The organism is Methylobacillus methanolivorans (genome assembly GCF_044751345.1).
GTDB classification, from domain to species: domain Bacteria; phylum Pseudomonadota; class Gammaproteobacteria; order Burkholderiales; family Methylophilaceae; genus Methylobacillus; species Methylobacillus methanolivorans.
The window spans coordinates 969,905-990,070 of the sequence record NZ_JBIWXY010000001.1; the positions used below are offsets into that span (position 1 = coordinate 969,905).

At 53.8% G+C, this 20,166-nt stretch carries 14 protein-coding genes; 10 read left to right on the top strand and 4 right to left on the bottom strand.

The genetic code is table 11. The features are described from left to right. Positions 1-227 precede the first annotated feature (227 nt). Genes ACIKP9_RS04500 through ACIKP9_RS04510 form a run of 3 tightly spaced genes read left to right on the top strand, consistent with a single transcriptional unit; the run spans position 228 to position 3,448 of the window. Complete coding sequence (locus ACIKP9_RS04500; RefSeq protein ID WP_400879844.1) at positions 228-1,802, top strand: peptide chain release factor 3; 1,575 nt, start codon at positions 228-230, stop codon at positions 1,800-1,802. Positions 1,803-1,807: 5 nt separating this feature from the next. Continuing rightward, positions 1,808-2,206, top strand: coding sequence for a YchJ family protein (locus tag ACIKP9_RS04505; protein ID WP_400879846.1), 399 nt, complete (start codon positions 1,808-1,810; stop codon positions 2,204-2,206). A gap of 3 nt (positions 2,207-2,209) precedes the next feature. Continuing rightward, a complete protein-coding gene (locus ACIKP9_RS04510; RefSeq protein WP_400879848.1) occupies positions 2,210-3,448 on the top strand; it encodes a glycosyltransferase family 4 protein in 1,239 nt (412 codons plus the stop codon). Here the strand turns inward: ACIKP9_RS04510 and ACIKP9_RS04515 are convergent. Together ACIKP9_RS04515 and ACIKP9_RS04520 are read right to left on the bottom strand one after the other, a co-directional pair. Beyond that, positions 3,435-4,835, bottom strand: coding sequence for a HAMP domain-containing sensor histidine kinase (locus ACIKP9_RS04515; protein ID WP_400879850.1), 1,401 nt, complete (start codon positions 4,833-4,835; stop codon positions 3,435-3,437). The genes ACIKP9_RS04510 and ACIKP9_RS04515 overlap by 14 nt on opposite strands. A 2-nt stretch (positions 4,836-4,837) precedes the next feature. Further along, positions 4,838-5,521: a response regulator transcription factor gene (locus tag ACIKP9_RS04520; RefSeq protein ID WP_400879852.1), complete on the bottom strand. Its 684-nt coding sequence runs from the start codon at positions 5,519-5,521 to the stop codon at positions 4,838-4,840. A 178-nt stretch (positions 5,522-5,699) separates the two neighbouring features. On the opposite strand from ACIKP9_RS04520, the gene ACIKP9_RS04525 reads away from it, so the two are divergent. Next, positions 5,700-6,245: a Spy/CpxP family protein refolding chaperone gene (locus tag ACIKP9_RS04525; protein ID WP_400879854.1), complete on the top strand. Its 546-nt coding sequence runs from the start codon at positions 5,700-5,702 to the stop codon at positions 6,243-6,245. Between the two features lie 122 nt (positions 6,246-6,367). Beyond that, positions 6,368-6,970 carry an EF-hand domain-containing protein gene (locus ACIKP9_RS04530; RefSeq protein WP_400879855.1) on the top strand — a complete coding sequence of 201 codons (603 nt, stop codon included), beginning with the start codon at positions 6,368-6,370 and terminating at the stop codon, positions 6,968-6,970. 56 nt (positions 6,971-7,026) lie between these two features. On the opposite strand, the gene ACIKP9_RS04535 is transcribed toward ACIKP9_RS04530, so the two are convergent. After that, positions 7,027-7,593 (bottom strand): hypothetical protein, encoded by a 567-nt coding sequence (locus ACIKP9_RS04535; RefSeq protein WP_400879857.1) that lies wholly within the window; start codon positions 7,591-7,593, stop codon positions 7,027-7,029. A 53-nt stretch (positions 7,594-7,646) separates the two neighbouring features. Continuing rightward, a complete protein-coding gene (locus tag ACIKP9_RS04540; protein ID WP_400879859.1) occupies positions 7,647-9,548 on the bottom strand; it encodes an ATP-binding cassette domain-containing protein in 1,902 nt (633 codons plus the stop codon). Between the two features lie 219 nt (positions 9,549-9,767). On the opposite strand from ACIKP9_RS04540, the gene ACIKP9_RS04545 reads away from it, so the two are divergent. The 5 genes from ACIKP9_RS04545 (at position 9,768) to mfd (ending at position 20,164) form a co-directional block, all read left to right on the top strand. Then, positions 9,768-13,622: a YhdP family protein gene (locus tag ACIKP9_RS04545; protein ID WP_400879861.1), complete on the top strand. Its 3,855-nt coding sequence runs from the start codon at positions 9,768-9,770 to the stop codon at positions 13,620-13,622. Between the two features lie 67 nt (positions 13,623-13,689). Next, complete coding sequence (locus ACIKP9_RS04550; protein WP_400879863.1) at positions 13,690-14,547, top strand: carbon-nitrogen hydrolase family protein; 858 nt, start codon at positions 13,690-13,692, stop codon at positions 14,545-14,547. Between the two features lie 232 nt (positions 14,548-14,779). Further along, positions 14,780-16,255, top strand: coding sequence for a metalloprotease TldD (gene tldD / locus ACIKP9_RS04555; protein WP_400879866.1), 1,476 nt, complete (start codon positions 14,780-14,782; stop codon positions 16,253-16,255). 78 nt (positions 16,256-16,333) lie between these two features. Further along, positions 16,334-16,609: a DUF2934 domain-containing protein gene (locus tag ACIKP9_RS04560; RefSeq protein WP_400879869.1), complete on the top strand. Its 276-nt coding sequence runs from the start codon at positions 16,334-16,336 to the stop codon at positions 16,607-16,609. Between the two features lie 150 nt (positions 16,610-16,759). Continuing rightward, the gene (gene mfd, locus ACIKP9_RS04565; RefSeq protein WP_400879872.1) at positions 16,760-20,164 is read left to right on the top strand and encodes a transcription-repair coupling factor; all 3,405 of its coding nucleotides are present in this window, start codon (positions 16,760-16,762) and stop codon (positions 20,162-20,164) included. Positions 20,165-20,166 lie beyond the last annotated feature (2 nt).

Genomic DNA, 20,166 nt, shown 5'->3' on the forward strand with positions numbered 1-20,166 from the left:
AGCATTATAGGAAACCCGCAGGCATGTCGATATGACATTTCACATAGGGATGTAACAAAGGCCTACCTTCAAGCACGTGCTCATCAGATATTACGATGAGGTATTACTATTTTTGCAATATTCTTCTTTATTCCTTACTTAAGGTCAAATCCCTCCCGACAATTAAGCGATAGTCATATTCACAAACAAGGTAAAATGCTCGTTTTTGCTCATCGTTCACGGTAGATATGTCCAGTTTCACTTCAGAAATCCAGCGTCGGCGCACTTTTGCGATTATTTCCCACCCGGATGCGGGTAAAACCACGCTTACCGAGAAGCTGCTCTGGTTCGGCGGTGCCATCCAGGTCGCCGGTGAGGTACGTGGCCGCAAGGCCGCACGCCATGCCACCTCGGACTGGATGGAGCTGGAAAAGCAGCGCGGTATTTCCGTGACCTCTTCGGTCATGCAGTTTCCCTACCGCGAACACATGATCAACCTGCTCGACACTCCCGGTCACGATGACTTCTCGGAAGATACTTACCGCACACTCACCGCAGTGGACTCAGCCGTGATGGTGATCGACTCGGTCAACGGTGTAGAAGCCCAGACCATCAAGTTGCTCAATGTCTGCCGCATGCGCGATACGCCCATCCTCACCTTCATCAACAAGCTGGATCGCGAATCACGCGCACCCATCGAGCTGCTGGATGAAATTGAATCCACGCTGGGCATGCAATGTGCGCCCATGACCTGGCCGATCGGCATGGGCAAGAGCTTCCGTGGCGTGTATCACCTGTACAACGACACCATCAGCTTTTTCGACCCACATGCTGAAAAAGGCACGGCAGAAATTATCCAGGGCCTGGACAACCCACGCCTGGACGAACTCATCGGCTCCCAGGCTGAAGAACTACGCATTGATGTAGAGTTGGTGCGCGGTGCGTCCAATGCCTTCGACAAACAAGCTTATCTTGATGGCAAGCAGACACCAGTGTTCTTCGGTTCAGCCATTAACAACTTTGGCGTGCAATCGTTGCTGGATGCGGTTGTTGAATTGTCCCCTGCACCATTGTCACGCAAAACCGCCAGCCGCGAGGTACCACCCACCGAAGATAAATTCTCCGGCTTCGTGTTCAAGATCCAGGCCAATATGGACCCCAAACACCGCGACCGTATTGCCTTCCTGCGCATCTGCTCGGGCCGATTCGAGCGCGGCATGAAGATCAAGCAGGTTGCCAGCGGCAAAACCTTGTCGGTAAACAACGCCATCACTTTCATGGCACAAGACAGAACCACCATGGACGAGGCCTATTCCGGCGACATTATCGGCATCCCCAACCATGGCACGGTGAAGCTAGGTGATACTTTTACCGAGGGTGAAAACCTCAAGTTCATCGGTATCCCCTCGTTCGCGCCGGAATATTTCCGCCGTGCACGCATCAAGAACCCGATGAAGATGAAGCAATTGCAGATCGGCCTCAAGCAATTGGCTGAAGAAGGCGCTTCGCAGTTGTTCCGTCCCTTGTTGTCCAACGATCTCATCCTGGGCGCCATCGGCCTGTTGCAGTTCGACGTCGTCGCTCATCGCCTGGAACATGAATACGGCGTAGACGTCGCATTTGAAAGTTACGATTGTGCCACCGCACGCTGGTTGCGGGGGTCGGATGCCGATCTCAAGGCAATTGCGGACAAGTATGGCTTCAATGTCGCCCTGGATGGCAACGAGGAATATGTCTACCTCGCGCCCAATCGCGTCAACCTGCAAATGGCGCAAGAGCGCTATCCAGACATTGAGTTCCTCGAAACGCGCGAGATCTTCTAAGCAGCATGAAACCGAGCAGCGTCACCTGCCCTTGTGATAGTGGAGCGCCTTACGCCGCATGCTGTCAGCGCTGGCACTCTGGGCAGCCAGCGCCCGATGCCAAGGCGCTCATGCGCTCTCGCTATGCCGCCTATGTACTGGGCTTGACGGATTACCTGCTGCAAACCTGGCAGGCCTCCACCCGCCCGGCTTCATTGCAGGATGATGAAGCAAACGCGCCACCTCTCAAATGGCTGGGGCTAAAAGTCCTGCACGATGAGCAAATCGACAATAGCAATGCCAATGTCGAGTTCATCGCCCGCTACAAGGTGAATGGCAAGGCAGAAAAACTGCACGAGCGCAGCCGCTTCGTCCGTGAACAAGGGCAATGGTGGTATGTCGATGGCGACTTTATCGAAAGCTGAAACATGAACATTCTCTTCATTCATCAGAACTTTCCCGGGCAGTTCCGTCATATCGCCCAATCCCTGATCGATGAAGGCAAGCATCAAGTATTAAGTTTATGCGAGGCCCATGCACCCGGCATGCAGGGCGTGCAGCGCATGGAATATATCCCCGCCCGCAGCGGCACCCCTGGCGTACACCCCTATCTCGCTCCGGTAGAAGAGCATGTCATTAGAGGACAAAGTGTTGCCAGGGCGCTGCTGCACCTAAAGGAAAAGGGCTACCAGCCCGACATCATCGTCGCCCACATGGGTTGGGGTGAAGCGATTTACCCCAAGGATATTTATCCCGATGTGCGGCTGGTTACTTTTTTTGAATTTTTTTATCAACCCCATGGCGCTGATGCCGGCTTCGACCCTGAATATCCGCTTACGCTGGATGATCTTCTGCGCATCCGCACCAAGAACATCACCAATCTGCTCTCGCTGCATGCCGCTGATATGGGCATCAGCCCCACCGCATGGCAGCGCAGTTTATATCCTGCTGAATATCAGGGGAAAATCTGCCTTATCCACGAAGGCATTCATACCGAGGCTGCCCAGCCTGACCCCACCGCCTGGGTACAACTAGGTTCCGGCCTGAAGTTAACGCGCAAAGACGAAGTCATCACCTATGTGTCGCGTAATCTCGAGCCTTATCGCGGCTTTCATGTCTTCATGCGCGCATTGCCGGAAATCCTCAAGCGCAGGCCTCATTGCCATATCTTGATCGTGGGTGGGGACGAGGTAAGTTATGGCCGCAAATTGCCAGCGGGCGAAACCTACAGGGCCAGGCTGCTGCAAGAAGTACAAGGGCTGGATATGAACCGCGTACATTTCCTTGGCAAGCTGCCCTATCAGCAATATTTGCGCGTGCTGCAAGTTTCCTCAGCACATATCTATCTCACCGTGCCCTTCGTGCTGTCTTGGTCCATGCTGGAAGCCATGTCTGCTGGCTGCCTGGTGATAGGCTCGCGCACCGCGCCGGTGGAGGAAGTCATCGAGCACGGGGAAAATGGCTTATTGGTAGATTTCTTTTCCGCCACGGAACTAGCTGATGCCATAGATCAGGTATATGCCTCACCGAACCAATTGCAGGAGATACGTGATGCTGCACGCCAGACGATTCTGGCGCGCTATCCATTGGCACAAGGCATTCAGGCTTATCGGCAGCTATTCAATACCCTACTACCTACAGCAAGTGAAGACCTCACCCAGTCATAGGTAAGGCAACTTCGACCAGCAAACCGCCGCCTTGACGGTTTTGCAGCGTGATCCTGCCACCATGCAAATCCAGCACTTGCTTGGTAATCGCCAGCCCCAATCCATGCCCGGTCACGCTGCCTGCACTATCGGCGCGATAAAAAGGCTGGAAGATATGAGTCAGTTCTGTTTCAGGAATTCCCGTGCCACGATCTAAAATCCGCACCACCAGCCAATTATCCCGGCGCTGGGTTTCCAGGTTTACTTCACCATAGTCAGGGCTGTATTTAATCGCATTGCGCAGCACGTTCTCCAAGGCCCGGTACAAGATATCAGGCTGCGCCTCTATTTCTGCATCCGCCTCAATACGGCTCTGGATAGTCACATTCTTGGCCGATGCCTCAAACCGCGCATCTTCTACCGCCACTTCCAGGAGTTCACTGATCATGATTTTCTCCTTCTTGACGGCCATCACGCCCGATTCGAGCCGGGATAGCTCCAACACCTCGCCCAGTAGCTTATCCATGCGCATGGACTCCAGCTCAATGCGATCCAGGCTATCTGCGCGGCGCTCGGGGCTTTGCTTAGCCAGGCCTATCCCCATTTGTAGCCGTGCCAATGGTGAACGCATTTCATGTGATACATAATGCAGCAGGCGCTTTTGCCCTTGCATCAATAAGTACAACTGGCTCGTCATCCGATCAAAACTACGGCCCAGGTCGGCCAGCTCATCGCGGCGCTTACCCATGGCGGGGCTCACCTTATCTTCAAGATTACCGCCCGCCACGCGGGCAAATGCCTTGCGCAATTCCTTGATAGGCTTTGAAACATACCAAGCCAGCAAGGCCGCAAATACCAGGCTGGCAATCAGGCCTGCCCACACAGGTGTCCAGGGGAAAATCGGCCCCACCGGCCTGGGTGGAGGTTGCCCCATGCCATTAGGCTCGCCTGGAGGACGCCTTCCCTCCATCCCTTGCGGCCCAGGCATAGGCCCAAAGCCTGGGCCAGCGGAGCGACGCTCTAGCGTGAACAGCCTGACTGCCTGACCATCACTGCCATGCACGGTCAGCACGCCGCGCCCGGCATGCAGGATATCTTCCATGTCATCGGGGAGGGAACGAGCCAACACCTCCTGCCCATTTTCCTTGACCGCATAGACTTGGGGCATATGCTTACCAGACCACTGCTGCAGCAACGCCGATAAAGCAGGCTCGCCACCATGCTGCAATGCACTATGCGCGGCTTCCAGCAAGGCCATTTCCATTGGGCCGCTGCGCAGCTGCTCATTCGCATGTCGTTCATTGGCTTGCTGTTGCGCAGAAACCCAGAAAAACAGACTGACACCAATAATGGAAGTCATCTGCGCAAAGAAAAAGAAGAAAAAGAACTTCCAGAACAAACGCCCCATGGCTACTCTTTGATCAATTGGTAACCCATACGATACACGGTTTGAATACATTGACGCCCATCAGCGAGCGTGCCCAGCTTCTGACGTATGCTGCTCAGGTGGACGTCTATCGTGCGGTCAAAGCGTGACAATGGCCGCCCCAAACCCAGCGTAGAAAGATCGCTCTTACTGACCACGCGCCCCGCCTGCCTGACCAGCACCTCCAGCAAATTGAACTCGGTACTCGTAAGGTTAATAGGCTGCCCCTCCCACTCCACCAGACGTCGCTCTGGCCATAACGCAAGCGGGCCGACATTGATCTGGGCCTGTGTCTGCTCAGTGACTGGTACGATGCGTCGCAAGATAGCCCGAATACGGGCAATCAGCTCGCGTGGAGTACATGGTTTAGGCACATAGTCATCCGCACCTAACTCAAGCCCGACAATACGATGTTCATCGTCACCTTTTGCGGTCAACATCAAGACCGGGACATTGCTGGAAGCTCGGATGCGGCGCAATACCTCTATGCCATTAAGTTTAGGCATCATGACATCCAACACGATCAAGGACGGAGATAATGTTTCTGCATAGATGATGCCGGTTTCGCCGTCATGGGCGCACTCCACGTCAAACCCTTCTTGCACCAGGTATTCCCTGATCAGGTTAACCAACTCCACATCATCATCAATCAAAAGTACTTTTGTCATAAGAATTCTGAACACTGTTTATGCAGCCACATCATAACCATTCACCGCTCAACACGACATGCCCCAGCTGGCAAATTTACCTATCTTTACCCGCAGTTAACGGCAATTAACACCAGCCAGCAGCAAAATTTCCACTCACATGTTTCGTCATTATTGTGCCTGAGAGAAAGGAAATAACATGAATGCCCACCGCACCCTAGTCCGCATCCTGATCACCAGTGTATTAACGCTATCCAGCACCTGGGTAAACGCAGAGCCCCCACACCCGGAGGACGCACCACCTAAAGCAGGCCCAGGATTTGTGCAGGAAACCCCTGGCTTTGGCTTGCCGCCCCATCTCGCCGCATTGGGATTGAGCGAAGCCCAAGAAGATAAGATTTTTTACATCCTGCATGCAGAAGCGCCTGCAACACGTAACAACTTCAAGCAACAACGCAAGTTGCGTGAAGAAATCGACAAGCTTGTCACCTCCCCCGGCTTCGATGAGAAGAAAGCAAGGCAATTGAGCACCGAACTAGCCCGCGCTCAAGGCGATGCTATTTTCTCTCGCATCAATACCGAATCCTGCATTCGCGCCGTGCTCACACCAGAACAACTCATCAAGCTTGATGAAAAACGTGAGCTCGACAAACCACGCCCCGAGGCTCGTCCAGAGCACCACCCACTACCAGCCAGCAAAGCATGGGAAGGCCGTCCCCGGGATGCAATACTCAAGCAGATGTAGGGTTTACATAGCTTTACCCGGCTTTACACCTCACAGGCAAAACTTGGGCGCATCATGTCCGTTAGCAACTCCATGAGCAGGGCAATCGTCCTGCTGGCAACACCAACAATCAGGAGAACAACATGATCAGTAGTATTTCGGGAAGTGCGTCCCAGATAGCCAGCTCGATTTTCGGCAAGCTGGATACCAGCAATAAAGGCTATATCGAGCAGGCAGACCTGCAATCGGCACTGAGCAAGATCAATGGCAATGATGACAGCAGCGATACTGATGAATTGTTCAGCTCGCTGGATAGCGACAGCGATGGCAAACTGACGGAATCAGAACTCAGCAGCGGCATCAGCAACCTGCTGAGCGAACTGAACAGCCAGTTCAACAACTCACGCGTGCAAGGCGGTATGCCACCGCCTCCTCCGCCACAAGGCGAAGAAGACGATGAAGGCTATACCCAAGACGAACTGGAAAGCATTGCCTCCAGCACCAACGACAGCCAACTATCCAGCCTGATGAGCACCATCGCCGCAAACTTCGAGGCAGCGGATACCAACAAAGATGGCAAGGTAAGCGCGAAAGAAGCCATGGAATATCAGCGCCAGAATGAAGGCAATCAAGCAAAACAACCAGAAGACAACAGCATCAACCGACAAATTGGGCAATTGATTGCGGCGTATGGAAGTAGTGACGATACCAGTAGCACTAGCAACTCGCTCAGTTTAGCGGCTTAACATATTAATGTTACAGGCACCGTCAGGTGCCTGTTGTTTCGTTATCATTTGACATTTTATTCACTCGCAAACGCCTCACACAACATACTCAGCAACGCCCCCAGCATCGGCACCAACTCCTCCTTATCGAAAGGCGCTTCTTCATCTGTCGCAGCGATCACAAATGCCATTAGTACTTTCTCAACATCCTGGCGGTAATTCATCCAGTGTTCGGCTTCTGCATCGCCAATGAGTTGATATTTATGGTTGCCGGATTCGATAATTTCGGCCAGCTCTTCGTTTTCCAGCTCGGCGAACAATGAACGAGCAATGGTGATGGCAGATGCCTTGTAATCTGGCTCTATGCCCTCTTCACCCAACGGTAGTGTCAGGTAGGTATACACCAGCATGGCATATGCCTGATAGACAGCCAGCATATCGAAGTTTTCCACGCGTTCATCGGCTGGCGAGCGCCCCGCCTGTTTGATCGCCCGGAAGGTAATGTAACAGGCCAAGTAGGTCGAGGCTTCCAGCGCATCGTAGTCTTCCAGATTGGTGCTAGGTGGCTCGCCTGCATTGGTGCGGGCCTCATTGAGGCACAGGGCATAAGCCAGGCTTAATCTTTGTGAATAGCGTATTTCCATGGTCTTCCTTTGTACTTCGGTCTTGAATTTAGCTTGAGAATGATGGTTATCTTTTAGCTGATTTCCGGCAACGCTTCTAGCTGCTCGTGCAAGCTCAGCCAGCGTTCTTCCGCCTGGCCCAAATGCTGCTCAAGCTCAGCCTGGCGCTTTTGCAGGTTTAACAAGCGGGTTTTGTCTGCTTCCTGATATAACTCGGGTGCCGCCAATGCTTGCTCCAGTTGATTTTTCTCTGGTTGCCAGGCCGCCATTTTCTTTTCTATCTGCTCCAGTTCTTTCAGCAGTGGGCGGCGCTCCTGTAATCTGGCATGGCGCTCGGCCTTGCTTTGCGCCCGGGCATTAGGCACGGCTTCTGGCTTGGACTTTTCCTCTTCAGCTTTGTCTCGCAGGCGTTGCTCATTAAGCCAATTCCGGTAATCTTCCAGATCACCTTCAAACTCCTGCACCTTGCCATCAGCCACCAGCAGGAAGCGATCGCAGGTAGCACGCAGCAAGGCACGATCATGTGACACCAGCACCATACCGCCCTGGTAATCCTGCAACGCCATGGTCAGGGCATGGCGCATTTCCAAATCAAGGTGGTTGGTTGGCTCGTCCAACAGTAAAAGGTTAGGACGTTGCCAGATCAACAATGCCAATGCCAACCTGGATTTTTCCCCACCGGAAAACGCGCCCACGGCACTGGTCGCCATATCGCCACGGAAATCAAAGCCTCCAAGATAGTTGCGGTGCTCTTGCTCGCGTGTTTCCGGGTCCAGCCGCAGCATGTGCTGCAAGGGTGATTCGTCAGGTCGCAGTTGTTCCAGTTGATGCTGGGCAAAGTAGCCAAGACGCAAATCTTTGCCTTCCACGCGCTTGCCTTGCAGCGGTGCCATAGTATTGGCGAGTAACTTGATGAGGGTAGATTTACCCGCACCATTGCGGCCCAGTAAGCCAACTCGCTCACCAGGGCGCAAGGTCAGCATGATGTGCTGCAAGATGATGGTAGATTGATAGCCAGCATCGGCTTGATCTAACACCAGCAATGGGTCTGGCGCGGAAAGCGGAGCACGAAAGCTGAAACTGAACGGGCTATCCACGTGCGCCGCATTGATCATCTCCATGCGCTCCAAGGCTTTGATACGGCTTTGCGCTTGTCGTGCCTTGGTTGCCTGGGCGCGAAAACGGTCAATGTATTTATGCAAGTGCGCCACTTCGCGCTGCTGACGTTCATAGCTGGCCTGTTGCTGCACTAGACGCTCGGCACGCTGGCGCTCGAAATCTGAATAGCCACCGCGATACAGGGTGAGCTTCTGCTGCTCGATATGCGCGATGTGGTTAACGATGGCATCGAGAAAATCGCGATCATGCGAGATCAGCAGCAAGGTGCCGCGATAATCCTTGAGCCAGTTTTCCAGCCAGATCACGGCATCAAGATCAAGGTGGTTGGTGGGCTCGTCTAGTAGCAGCAAATCAGAACGACACATCAAGGCCCGCGCCAGGTTGAGCCGCACGCGCCAGCCACCAGAGAAATCAGACACAGGCCGTGCCAGATCAGCAGAGCCAAAACCCAGGCCATGCAGCAACTCTGCCGCTCGGGCGCGTGCAGAATAGCCATCAATCTCTCCCAGGCGAGCATATAACTCCCCGACCCTCTCGCCCTCGCCTGCCGCTTCGGCCTCACGTAGCTGGGCCTCAACCTGGCGTAGTTCAACGTCGCCATCAAGCGTGAACTCTATCGCTGCATCGGCCAGTGCCGGGGTTTCCTGGGCAACATGGGCGATGGTCCAGTGGGCCGGTATCTCCAGCTCACCCGATTCGGGATGCAACTCCCCGCGCAACATGGCAAATACGCTGGACTTTCCTGCGCCATTGGCGCCGGTCAGGCCGACCTTGTGGCCTGGATGAAGCTGGAAGCTTGCGCCTTCAATCAGGCACTTTACGCCACGGTACAATTTGATGTTTTTAAGCTGAATCAAGAATGTCTACTCAATTAATGGACAAGGGGAAGAGAGGTTGCTCGCGGAACAATCAGGCAATATTTTGTGAACAATTGTTATTGTAAGCTAAACCTGGCAACTTTCGCCCTTCAAGCGTTGACCAACACCCGTGCCAATGAAATACTTCGGCATACTGATAAATATATAGCTCACAGGCACAAATCGTGCGGCTTCCGGCGATGATGATGCAATAAAGATATGGTCAAAAAGTCCCTGCTATGGTGTTACCGCACCACCCTCGCCCTGCTATGGTTTGCCATCATTGCATTCTCGATTATCGTCCTTGGCTTGCGCTACCTGATCCTGCCCAATATCGGCGATTACCGCGAACGCATTGCAGCCAAGGTAAGCACCGTTCTCGGCCAGACCGTGACTATCCAAGACCTACATGCCAGCTGGAATGGTCTTAACCCGCATCTCTCATTGCGCAATATCGATATTTACGATGCCGACCACCGCGTCGCATTGTCCTTTCAGCACATTGAAGCCAGCGTCTCTTGGCTCAGCATCCCCTTGCTGGAACCACGCCTCAGCTCATTGATCATTCATGATCCCGCGTTGAGCATACGCCGCGAGGAAGATGGCACGATCTATGTCGCTGGCATGGCGACCAATGGGCCATCCAGACCGGAATTTGCTAATTGGTTGCTACGGCAAGCCAACATTGATGTACGCAATGCCAGCATCACCTGGCATGATGAATTGCGCAAAGCCCCTGCCCTCAGCCTAGATCAACTCAACCTGCATATCGAAAACCCGGCATGGAGCAGCCTGATCGGGCACCATCGTTTTGGCTTGCAAGCGATCCCGTCGGTCGCAGCCTCGGGGCCAATAGATGTGCGCGGCAACCTTTATGGCAAGGATATCGGCCAGCCTGATGACTGGCGTGGCACCTTGTATGCCCATGCCGATGGCACCGACATTGCCGCATGGCGTCAATGGTTGCCCACAAACCTGATCGACATCCGCCAAGGCTATGGTGCCATGCGTGCGTGGCTGGAATTTGCCAATGGCGCGCCAAGAAAACTCACCAGTGATGTCATCCTGCACAATGTTGTCAGCCATATCATCAAGGATCAACCAGAAGCCCGTTTACAACAGCTATCCGGCAGGTTGCAGTGGATCAAGCACAAGGATGGCCAGGAGCTGACTGCCGATAGGCTCAAGATAGTCACGCCAAATGGCCTGGATATGCAGAATGGCACCATCGCACTGCGTGAGCGTCATGCAGGTGAGCAACAAACATTGGAAGGTAATGTCGCGCTGGATGACATTTCACTGCCATCTGCGTATTTGCTTGCCTCCCACCTGCCACTACCTGGCAAACTCAAGCAAACCCTGGAAGAAATCAAGCCAGTAGGCGAGTTACACAAGCTCAATATGGCCTGGACCAGTCATGGCGGGTTTCCGGAAAAGTATAAATTGAGTACCCAGTTCAGCGATCTGGGCATGCGCCCTTATATGCATATCCCCGGCTTCAAGCAATTGAGTGGCAGCATCAATGCTGACCAGGATGGTGGCAACCTGACGCTTAGCTCGCGCAATGCCGAGCTTGAGTTCAAGGATATCCTGCGCTGGCCATTGCCTGCGGACAAGCTCACCGGCCAGGTGAAGTGGAAAACCAATGACGGCAAACCGGAAATCCGCGTCAGCAACCTCAATATTTCCAACCGTCACCTGGCTGGTGCCATTAATGCAAACTTCCAGCACAACCCAACGCAGGGCGATATGCTGGAGCTAGTAGGCAAGCTTAATCGTGTGAATGGGGAGTATGCCCGCTTCTATTTCCCATTGATTCTGGGCGAGCAGACTTTGTCGTGGTTGGACACATCCATCCTTGCCGGCAAGAGTGAGGATGTTAGCGTCATCATCAAAGGCAATCTGCGCGAATTTCCTTTTGATGGCAACAAAAACGGCTTGTTCCAAGTTAAGGCCAAGATTCATGATGGCCAGCTGAAGTTTGCCCCCGAGTGGCCAAAGATCGATAACATCGCCCTCGATATGCTGTTTGAAGGCAATCGCATGGAGTTAAATGCCAACAAGGGCAATACACTAGGCACACAAGTCATCAAGAGCCAGGTCGTGATTCCTAACCTGGCTTCCCATCAGCCCATCCTGAGCGTAGTCAGCGAAGGCCAAGGCCCCATCAGCAATGGCATCCAATATCTCAACTCCAGCCCGCTGGTCGAGATTGTGGGTGGATTCACGAAGGGCCTGGAAACCAGTGGCAATGGTAAGTTGGCACTGGATTTGCAGATTCCACTGAATGATGTCGATGCGACCAAGGTCAAGGGTAGCTACACTATCATCAATGGCAGCCTATCGAGCGATGACACCCCACCATTGACACGCATCAATGGCAAACTTGATTTCACTGAAAGTGGCCTGCGTGGGCAAAATATCGGCACCTGGGTCTATGGCGGGCCAGCACAAGTCAGCCTGAGCTCAGGCAAGGATAAGTCGGTGCGCATCAGTGCACGTGGGCAAGTCAGTGATGCTGGTTTGCGCTCCAGCTTTGACACGGGCATATTTGACAGGATATTTGGCACGGCAGATTGGACTGGCAATATCAATGCCAGCCCCAATGGCGTGGATATCCTGATCAATTCCACCCTGCAAGGCATGACCTCCAGCCTGCCCTTCCCACTCAACAAGGCCATGAACGACAATGTGCCTTTGCGCATTGAGCGTAAACAACCCAACCCCAATCGGGACAATATTAGCGTCAACTATGGCAGCAATCTGGGTGCAGTGTTTGTGCGTACCAAGCAAGGTAATGGCAACTGGCAGGTTGAACGTGGCGATATTGGCCTGAACGTCACCCCAGCGCTGCCACAACAGCCCGGCATCAGCGTACATGGCAAGATGGATCTACTTGATGTAGACGAATGGCGCGAACTCGCCAGCAGTACCAAGGGCAAGAACCAGCAAGCCAACGATAGCGTCAATATCAGCAAGGTAGACCTTGCTATCAACAAGCTGGATGTGTTTGACCGCCGTATCAATGACCTCAAGCTCAGCGCCACGGCGATCAAGGATGGCTGGCAAATGCAGGCACAAAGCAAGGAGCTGACCGGGGATATTCAATGGCTAAGCCAAGGTAACGGCAAAGTGCTGGCCCGCCTCAAGCGCCTGAGCATTCCATCTTCTACTCCAGATACTGCACAGTTGCGCACTCAAGGCCAATTCAGCCAACAAAGCAATGTCAGCGAATACCCTTCGCTGGATATCGTAGCCGAGAGTTTTGAATATGGCACCAAGCAACTAGGCAAGCTGGAGTTGCTTGCCAACGAGCACAATAATGACTGGAGCATTGAAAAGCTACGCATTTCCTCCCCTGAAAGCGAGCTCAATGCCGATGGCGAATGGCACAACTGGAAGCGCACGCCTAACACTCGCCTCAACATTAATTGGAAAATCGCCAATGTCGGCAAGACCCTGGAGCGCTTTGGCTACCCCAATGCCATCAAGGATGGCAACGCCAACCTCACCGGCCAACTCAAGTGGCCAGGTAGCCCGCATGATTTTGAGACCACCCGGTTAAGCGGCGACTTGCAGCTGGATGTACGCAAAGGCCAGATTCTCAAGATACAGCCTGGCGTTGGTCGCTTGTTCAGCGTATTGACATTGCAGAACCTGCCGCGCCGCCTCACCTTTGATTTCCGTGATGTATTCAGCAGTGGATTTGCCTTTGACAAGATTGGCGCCAATGTCCGTATCGATAATGGCATCATGCGCAGCGACGACTTCCGCCTGGAAGGCCCGACTGCACTAGTACAAATGACAGGCGAAACCGACCTGCAAAAGGAAACCCAGCACCTCAAGGTCAAGGTAACACCGTATGTCAGCGACAGCCTGTCGATTGCAGCACTGGCAGGTGGCCCCGTGGTAGGTGCCGCCACTTATATTGCCCAAAAGCTGTTGAAAGACCCCTTGAACCAGATTGCCTCATCAGAGTATGAGTTTGTCGGCACCTGGGACAACCCGGTTGAAATCAAGGCAGGCAGCAAGCGTGACAATAACAACCAAGCACCTCTGCCACTGGGGCGATGAGTTGATGCCCCTCGTATAAATGCAACAAACTGACCCGATAATTCGTCATCCGTCCGGAAAATAAAACATGGCCATCAAATCAAGAGAAAAAGTTGCCAAGAGCAAAGCCAAGAACTCGATCCCTGGCATTAATCGTATTGCAGCCATCCAGATGGCCTCTGGCCCTTACGTTGCTGCCAACCTGAGCGAGGCCGAGCGCCTGATCGAAATTGCCGTCAATATGGGAGCAAAGCTGATCGCCCTGCCAGAATATTTTGCCATTATGGGCATCAAAGATACTGATAAGGTTGCCGTCCGTGAAAAAGAAGGCAGTGGCCCTATCCAGCGTTTTCTTGCCAAAACGGCCAAGAAGCACCAAGTATGGATCATCGGTGGCTCGGTGCCAATGGAGTCTGATAATCCAGACAAGGTACGTAACGCCTGCCTGGTCTACGACGACAAGGGCAAACAGGTAGCACGTTATGACAAGATCCACCTGTTTGGCTTTGAGCAAGGCCAGGAGCATTACCAGGAAAAGAAAACCATAGAGCCTGGCGATGCCGTTGTGACGGTAGATACACCTTTCGGCAAGCTCGGCCTTTCTATCTGCTATGACTTACGCTTCCCCGAGCTTTACCGCGCCATGGGCGATGTCGATATCATCGCCGTGCCGTCTGCCTTCACCGAAACCACCGGCAAAGCCCATTGGGAAACACTGATCCGTGCCCGTGCCATCGAGAATCTCTGTTACGTGATCGCGCCCGGTCAAGGCGGCTACCACGCCTCGGGGCGCGAAACCCATGGCAACAGCATGATCGTGGACCCTTGGGGTGTCGTACAGGACAGGCTACCTCGTGGCTCAGGGGTCGTGATTTCATCCATCAACACCGCCTATCTCAAGAGCCTGCGCAAAAGCCTGCCGGCATTGAAGCACCGCAAGCTATAAAGCCATCGCGACCCGGTTCTGGCATCGTTGCCCTGCCTTGTATCACCACAGGTCATGCGGGCAGAGCAACTAGCCAGAAGCGCACCAATGTTGTTGGTTGATACGACTATCTGGCTTGAAAAAAGCGCTGATCTACTCCATCTATTAAGCATCATTTACAGAAAATACTTATGTTCCGTCATCCCAACGCACTGTTATGATGGAATCCATGCAACTTGGAAGACGCTTTACCATGAAACCCGATAGCTTACCCACCGCCTCCAGCCCTGCGACAGACTCGCACTTCAACACCGCGACAGAAACCCTGCTCGCTCCCAGTGGCCTGGATGTTGGCCAGCTACAAGGCGTGATTGGCAATATCATGTCGCATCAGGTCGATTACGCCGACCTGTATTTTCAATACAGCCGGGCGGAAAGCTGGGGACTGGAAGAAGGCCAGGTAAAATCAGGCAACTTTAGCATAGACCAAGGTGTAGGCGTGCGTGCTGTAAGCGGTGAGAAAACCGCTTTTGCTTACTCCGACGACATCAACCTGCCTGCACTCAAGCAGGCAGCCAATGCAACACGCGCCATTGCAGCACTCGGCGAAGAAAAACAAGGCCAGGCGGTGCAGCGCATCAGCGCTCCCCAGCTATATGTGCCGCAAGACCCTATCGCCTCGCTCAGCGCCGAGGCCAAGGTCAAGTTGCTAGAGCGCCTGGAGATGTATGCCCGTAAAGCAGACCCTCGTATCACCCAGGTGATGGCCTCAGTCGCGGGTGAATATGAAGTCATTATGGTCGCGCGTCATGATGGTGTGATGGCGGCGGATGTGCGCCCCTTGGTGCGCCTCTCGATCCAGGTCATCGCCGAACATAATGGCAGGCGCGAGCAAGGCTCCGCAGGCGGCGGCGGACGCTTCGATTACAGTTACTTCACCGATGAAGTATTGCAGGATTATGCACAAAAAGCCGTGCACCAAGCCCAGGTCAACCTAGAGGCCCGTCCTGCGCCTGCGGGTAGCATGACGGTGGTGCTCGGCTCAGGCTGGCCTGGCATATTGCTCCATGAAGCGATCGGCCACGGCCTGGAAGGTGATTTCAACCGCAAGGGTAGCTCTGCGTTCAGCAATGCTATTGGCCATCAGGTAGCCGCCAAGGGATTAACAGTGGTCGACGATGGCACCATCAGCAATCGTCGCGGCTCGCTCAATATTGATGATGAAGGCAACCCTACCCAGCGCACTGTCCTGATCGAAGATGGCATCTTGCGAGGCTACATTCAGGACAGCCTCAATGCGCGCCTGATGAACATGGCGCTCACAGGCAATGCACGCCGTGAATCTTATGCCCACATCCCCATGCCACGCATGACCAACACCTATATGCTCAACGGCAATATGGCGCCAGAGGAAATCATCAAGTCGGTCAAGAGGGGGCTGTATGCTGCCAACTTTGGCGGCGGTCAAGTCGACATCACCAGCGGCAAGTTTGTATTCTCCGCGGCTGAAGCCTGGATGATCGAAGACGGCAAGCTCGCCTATCCGGTCAAGGGTGCCACATTGATCGGCAATGGCCCTGACGTGCTCACCCGTGTTTCCATGATAGGTAATGATATGGCGCTGGATAGCGGCGTTGGTACTTGCGGTAAGGAAGGCCAGAGTGTGCCGGTAGGTGTAGGCCAGCCGACATTACGCATTGACGGCTTGACGGTGGGCGGAACGGTTTAATATGATGGAGGTGAAGGTTACCGCCTTCACCTCCCCTCAACGCAGCATAGAAGTCCCGACCACAAGAAAGGATTCGACATGGCTACACCCAGCAAGAGCACCACTGCAAAAAAAACCGCAGCACCCAAGACCCCCACAGCCAAACCTGTGACCCCCAAGAAAACCACCACCAGAAAAGCCAGCACCAGCAAGACCAAGACAACGGATACCACTAGCCAGATCAGTCCAGAAGAACATTATCGTATGGTCGAGGTTGCCGCGTATTTTCTTGCTGAACGCAATGGCTTTGCTGGCAGCCCGGTGGAATACTGGACTGCAGCTGAAGCGCAAATCAACAAACTGCTTAGCAAGTAAAAGTAGTTCTGTCTTCTGGCATGTCCGCAAGCGGACAGCCTGGAAGGCGTCTTGAGGCAGTGAACGACTACACCTGCCCAATTCACTATTAGCCGCGCTATAAGGTGAAGGCTATAATAAGCCGTTTATTCCATCTATCACGGCGAAGCAATGCAGTTTTCCCTGCCCATCCCGGCAACTGGTCAAACTAACCGACTTGATCCACTAACACCTGGCACGGATAGCCTGGCCTTGGCCCGACTGGCCACAGAACGCTCACAGACATCGGCAAAATCGCCTATCGTCGTCATTACCTCCAATGCCTTCGATGCCCAGCGACTACTGGAGGAGATTCCCTGGTATGCGCCGCAATTGCGGGTGCATCTGCTGCCGGACTGGGAAACCCTGCCTTACGACCACTTCTCACCGCACCCTGACCTGATTTCTGAACGGCTAGCCACGCTGTACCAGATTAGCCAGAACAGTTGCGATATTGTCCTTGTGCCAATATCAACAGCACTGATACGCCTACCGCCCAATGCTTATTTGGCCGCGCATACCTTCATGCTGAAAAAAGGCCAGACACTGGATGTCGAAGCATTGCGCAACCAATGCGCCAATGCCGGCTATCACCATGTCAGCCAAGTCATGAGCCCAGGTGAATTCAGCGTGCGTGGCGGCCTCATCGACCTGTTCCCGATGGGTAGCGCATTGCCCTACCGCCTGGACTTGTTTGATGACGAGATCGAGACCATCCGCACCTTCGATGTCGATACCCAGCGCAGTCTCTACCCAGTTGCCGATATCCGCCTGCTACCTGCCAAGGAGTTCCCGCTCGATGAAAACGGCATTGCCCGTTTTCGCCAGAATTTCCGCGAGATATTCGAGGGTGATCCATCCCGCAGCCGTATTTACAAGGATGTCTCCAAGGGTATCGCCAGTGGTGGTATCGAATGGTATCTGCCTTTATTCTTTGAGCAGACAGCGACCTTGCTGGATTATGTGCCAGCAGATGCCCTGCTCTGCCTACATGGCAACCTTGATTTGGCAGCACAAGCCTTCTGGCACGATGCACAATCACGTTATCGCCAATTAGCGCACGACCCTGAGCGCCCTATTCTTAAGCCAGAAATCCTGCTGATCAAGGCGGATGAATTATTCAGCCAAAGCCATGCCTGGGCCAGACTGCAATTGAGCCTGGATGCAGACAAAAAACTGCCTGCCTTGGAAGTGGAGCGCCGCTCGGAACAACCACTCAACAAGCTGCAAGACTACACGCGCCGTTTCAAGGGCCGCACCCTGATTGCTGCCGAAAGCCTGGGCCGCCGCGAAACCATGGCACAGCTATTCAGTGATCATGGCATCACTTATGAGGCCTGCGACGACTGGCTAAGCTTCCAGGCCAGCACAGCGCCTGTAATGCTAGGCATCAGCCCCTTGCATGGCGGTTTTGTCCTGGATGACATTGCCGTGATTACCGAGGCCGAGCTATATGCCAACACCGTGCGCCAGCAACGCCGCCGCGACAAGGAGAAACAACGCAACACCGAAGGCATGCTCAAGGATTTATCCGAGCTGCGTGAGCACGATCCGGTCGTCCATGAGCAACACGGTGTGGGGCGTTACCGTGGCCTGGTCAATATTGATTTTGGCGAAGGTGAAACCGAATTCCTCTTGCTAGAATATGCAGGCGACGACAAATTGTATGTGCCGGTCTCACAACTATTCCTGATCTCGCGCTATTCCGGCGGCCCACCAGAGTCTGCGCCATTGCACCGCCTGGGCAGCGGCCATTGGGAAAAAGCCAAGAAAAAAGCCCTCAAGCAAGTGCGCGATACTGCCGCAGAGCTGCTCAACCTTTACGCTCAGCGAGCTGCGCGCAAAGGCCACGCCTTCACCTTGGGCCTGCATGACTATGAAGCCTTTGCCGAAGGCTTCCCCTTCGAAGAAACGACAGATCAACTTGCCGCCATTGAGGCCGTCATCAGCGATATGCAATCTGGCCGCCCCATGGATAGGCTGGTTTGCGGCGATGTCGGCTTTGGCAAGACAGAAGTGGCGCTACGCGCTGCCTTTGTTGCAGTCATGGGTGGCAGGCAGGTAGCCGTGTTGGTACCTACAACACTCTTGGCGGAACAACACTTCAATAATTTCAGCGACCGCTTTGCCGATTGGCCAATCAAGATTGCGGAAATTTCACGCTTCCGTACTGCCAAGGAGCAAACTCAGGCACTCAAGGGTCTGGAAGATGGCAGTATCGATATTGTGATCGGCACTCACCGCCTGATACAAAAAGACATTCATTTCAAGAATCTTGGCCTGGTCATTCTTGATGAGGAACACCGTTTTGGCGTGCGCCAGAAAGAACAGCTCAAGGCCATGCGCGCCGAGGTGGATGTACTAACCCTCACCGCTACGCCCATTCCTCGCACGCTCTCCATGGCAATGGAAGGCCTGCGCGAATTCTCAGTGATTGCCACACCACCGCAAAAACGCCTGGCAATCAAGACCTTCGCGACGACATACTCCGAAGGCATTATCCGCGAAGCCGCCATGCGTGAATTCAAGCGTGGTGGACAAGTGTATTTCCTGCATAATGAGGTGGATACCATCTTCGTCATGAAGGAAAAGCTGGAAAAAATCTTGCCCGAGGCACGTATTGGCATCGCCCATGGCCAGTTACGCGAACGTGAACTTGAGCATGTGATGCGTGACTTTTACCAACAGCGTTTCAACCTGCTGCTGTGCACCACCATCATCGAGACCGGCATTGATGTGCCCACCGCCAATACCATCATCATGAACCGCGCTGATATGTTTGGCCTGGCACAATTGCACCAGTTGCGTGGTCGCGTGGGCCGCTCACACCATCAGGCCTATGCTTACCTACTCACCGACCCAGACCGCAATATCACGCCACAAGCGCAAAAACGCCTTGATGCGATCCAGTTATTGGAAGATCTCGGCGCAGGTTTCCACTTGGCGATGCATGATCTGGAAATCCGCGGTGCGGGCGAACTACTGGGCGATAGCCAAAGTGGTGAAATGCAGGAAATTGGTTTTACCCTTTACTCCGACATGCTCAATCACGCCGTGAAACAGCTCAAGGCAGGCAAAGAGCCTGACCTATCGGCACCGCTCGGCGTAACTACCGAGATCAACTTACATACGCCTGCCTTGTTGCCGAACGATTATTGCCCTGATGTGCACGAGCGCCTGGTGCTCTACAAGCGCCTCGCCAACTGCAACGACGATGATGACCTCGACACCATGCAGGAAGAGCTGATTGACCGCTTTGGCTTACTACCCGAGCAAGGTGAAGCCCTAATGGCCTGCCACCGCTTGCGCATTGCAGCAAAACCACTGGGGATCAACAAGATTGACGCCAGCGACTCCGCGATCCAGCTGCACTTTGCGCCAAGCACAGAGCTAGACCCAACCAAGCTCATCGCGCTGCTGCAACGTGACCGCCGCTGCCGCATGAACGGACCGGACAAACTCAGGGTTACGGTACAATACCCCGGCATCGCACAACGTGCCGACTTCATCAAAAACCTGCTCAAGGAACTCATCTAAAC

What these genes read in the sequence shown, in the direction of transcription:
- ACIKP9_RS04500 (WP_400879844.1), top strand. Translation starts at nt 228, where the DNA reads ATGTCCAGTTTCACTTCAGAAATCCAGCGTCGGCGCACTTTTGCGATT.
- ACIKP9_RS04525 (WP_400879854.1), top strand. Translation starts at nt 5,700, where the DNA reads ATGAATGCCCACCGCACCCTAGTCCGCATCCTGATCACCAGTGTATTA.
- ACIKP9_RS04560 (WP_400879869.1), top strand. Translation starts at nt 16,334, where the DNA reads ATGGCTACACCCAGCAAGAGCACCACTGCAAAAAAAACCGCAGCACCC.
- ACIKP9_RS04545 (WP_400879861.1), top strand. Translation starts at nt 9,768, where the DNA reads ATGGTCAAAAAGTCCCTGCTATGGTGTTACCGCACCACCCTCGCCCTG.
- ACIKP9_RS04510 (WP_400879848.1), top strand. Translation starts at nt 2,210, where the DNA reads ATGAACATTCTCTTCATTCATCAGAACTTTCCCGGGCAGTTCCGTCAT.
- ACIKP9_RS04515 (WP_400879850.1), bottom strand. Translation starts at nt 4,835, where the DNA reads ATGGGGCGTTTGTTCTGGAAGTTCTTTTTCTTCTTTTTCTTTGCGCAG.
- ACIKP9_RS04530 (WP_400879855.1), top strand. Translation starts at nt 6,368, where the DNA reads ATGATCAGTAGTATTTCGGGAAGTGCGTCCCAGATAGCCAGCTCGATT.
- ACIKP9_RS04505 (WP_400879846.1), top strand. Translation starts at nt 1,808, where the DNA reads ATGAAACCGAGCAGCGTCACCTGCCCTTGTGATAGTGGAGCGCCTTAC.
- tldD (WP_400879866.1), top strand. Translation starts at nt 14,780, where the DNA reads ATGAAACCCGATAGCTTACCCACCGCCTCCAGCCCTGCGACAGACTCG.
- ACIKP9_RS04550 (WP_400879863.1), top strand. Translation starts at nt 13,690, where the DNA reads ATGGCCATCAAATCAAGAGAAAAAGTTGCCAAGAGCAAAGCCAAGAAC.
- ACIKP9_RS04520 (WP_400879852.1), bottom strand. Translation starts at nt 5,521, where the DNA reads ATGACAAAAGTACTTTTGATTGATGATGATGTGGAGTTGGTTAACCTG.
- ACIKP9_RS04535 (WP_400879857.1), bottom strand. Translation starts at nt 7,593, where the DNA reads ATGGAAATACGCTATTCACAAAGATTAAGCCTGGCTTATGCCCTGTGC.
- mfd (WP_400879872.1), top strand. Translation starts at nt 16,760, where the DNA reads ATGCAGTTTTCCCTGCCCATCCCGGCAACTGGTCAAACTAACCGACTT.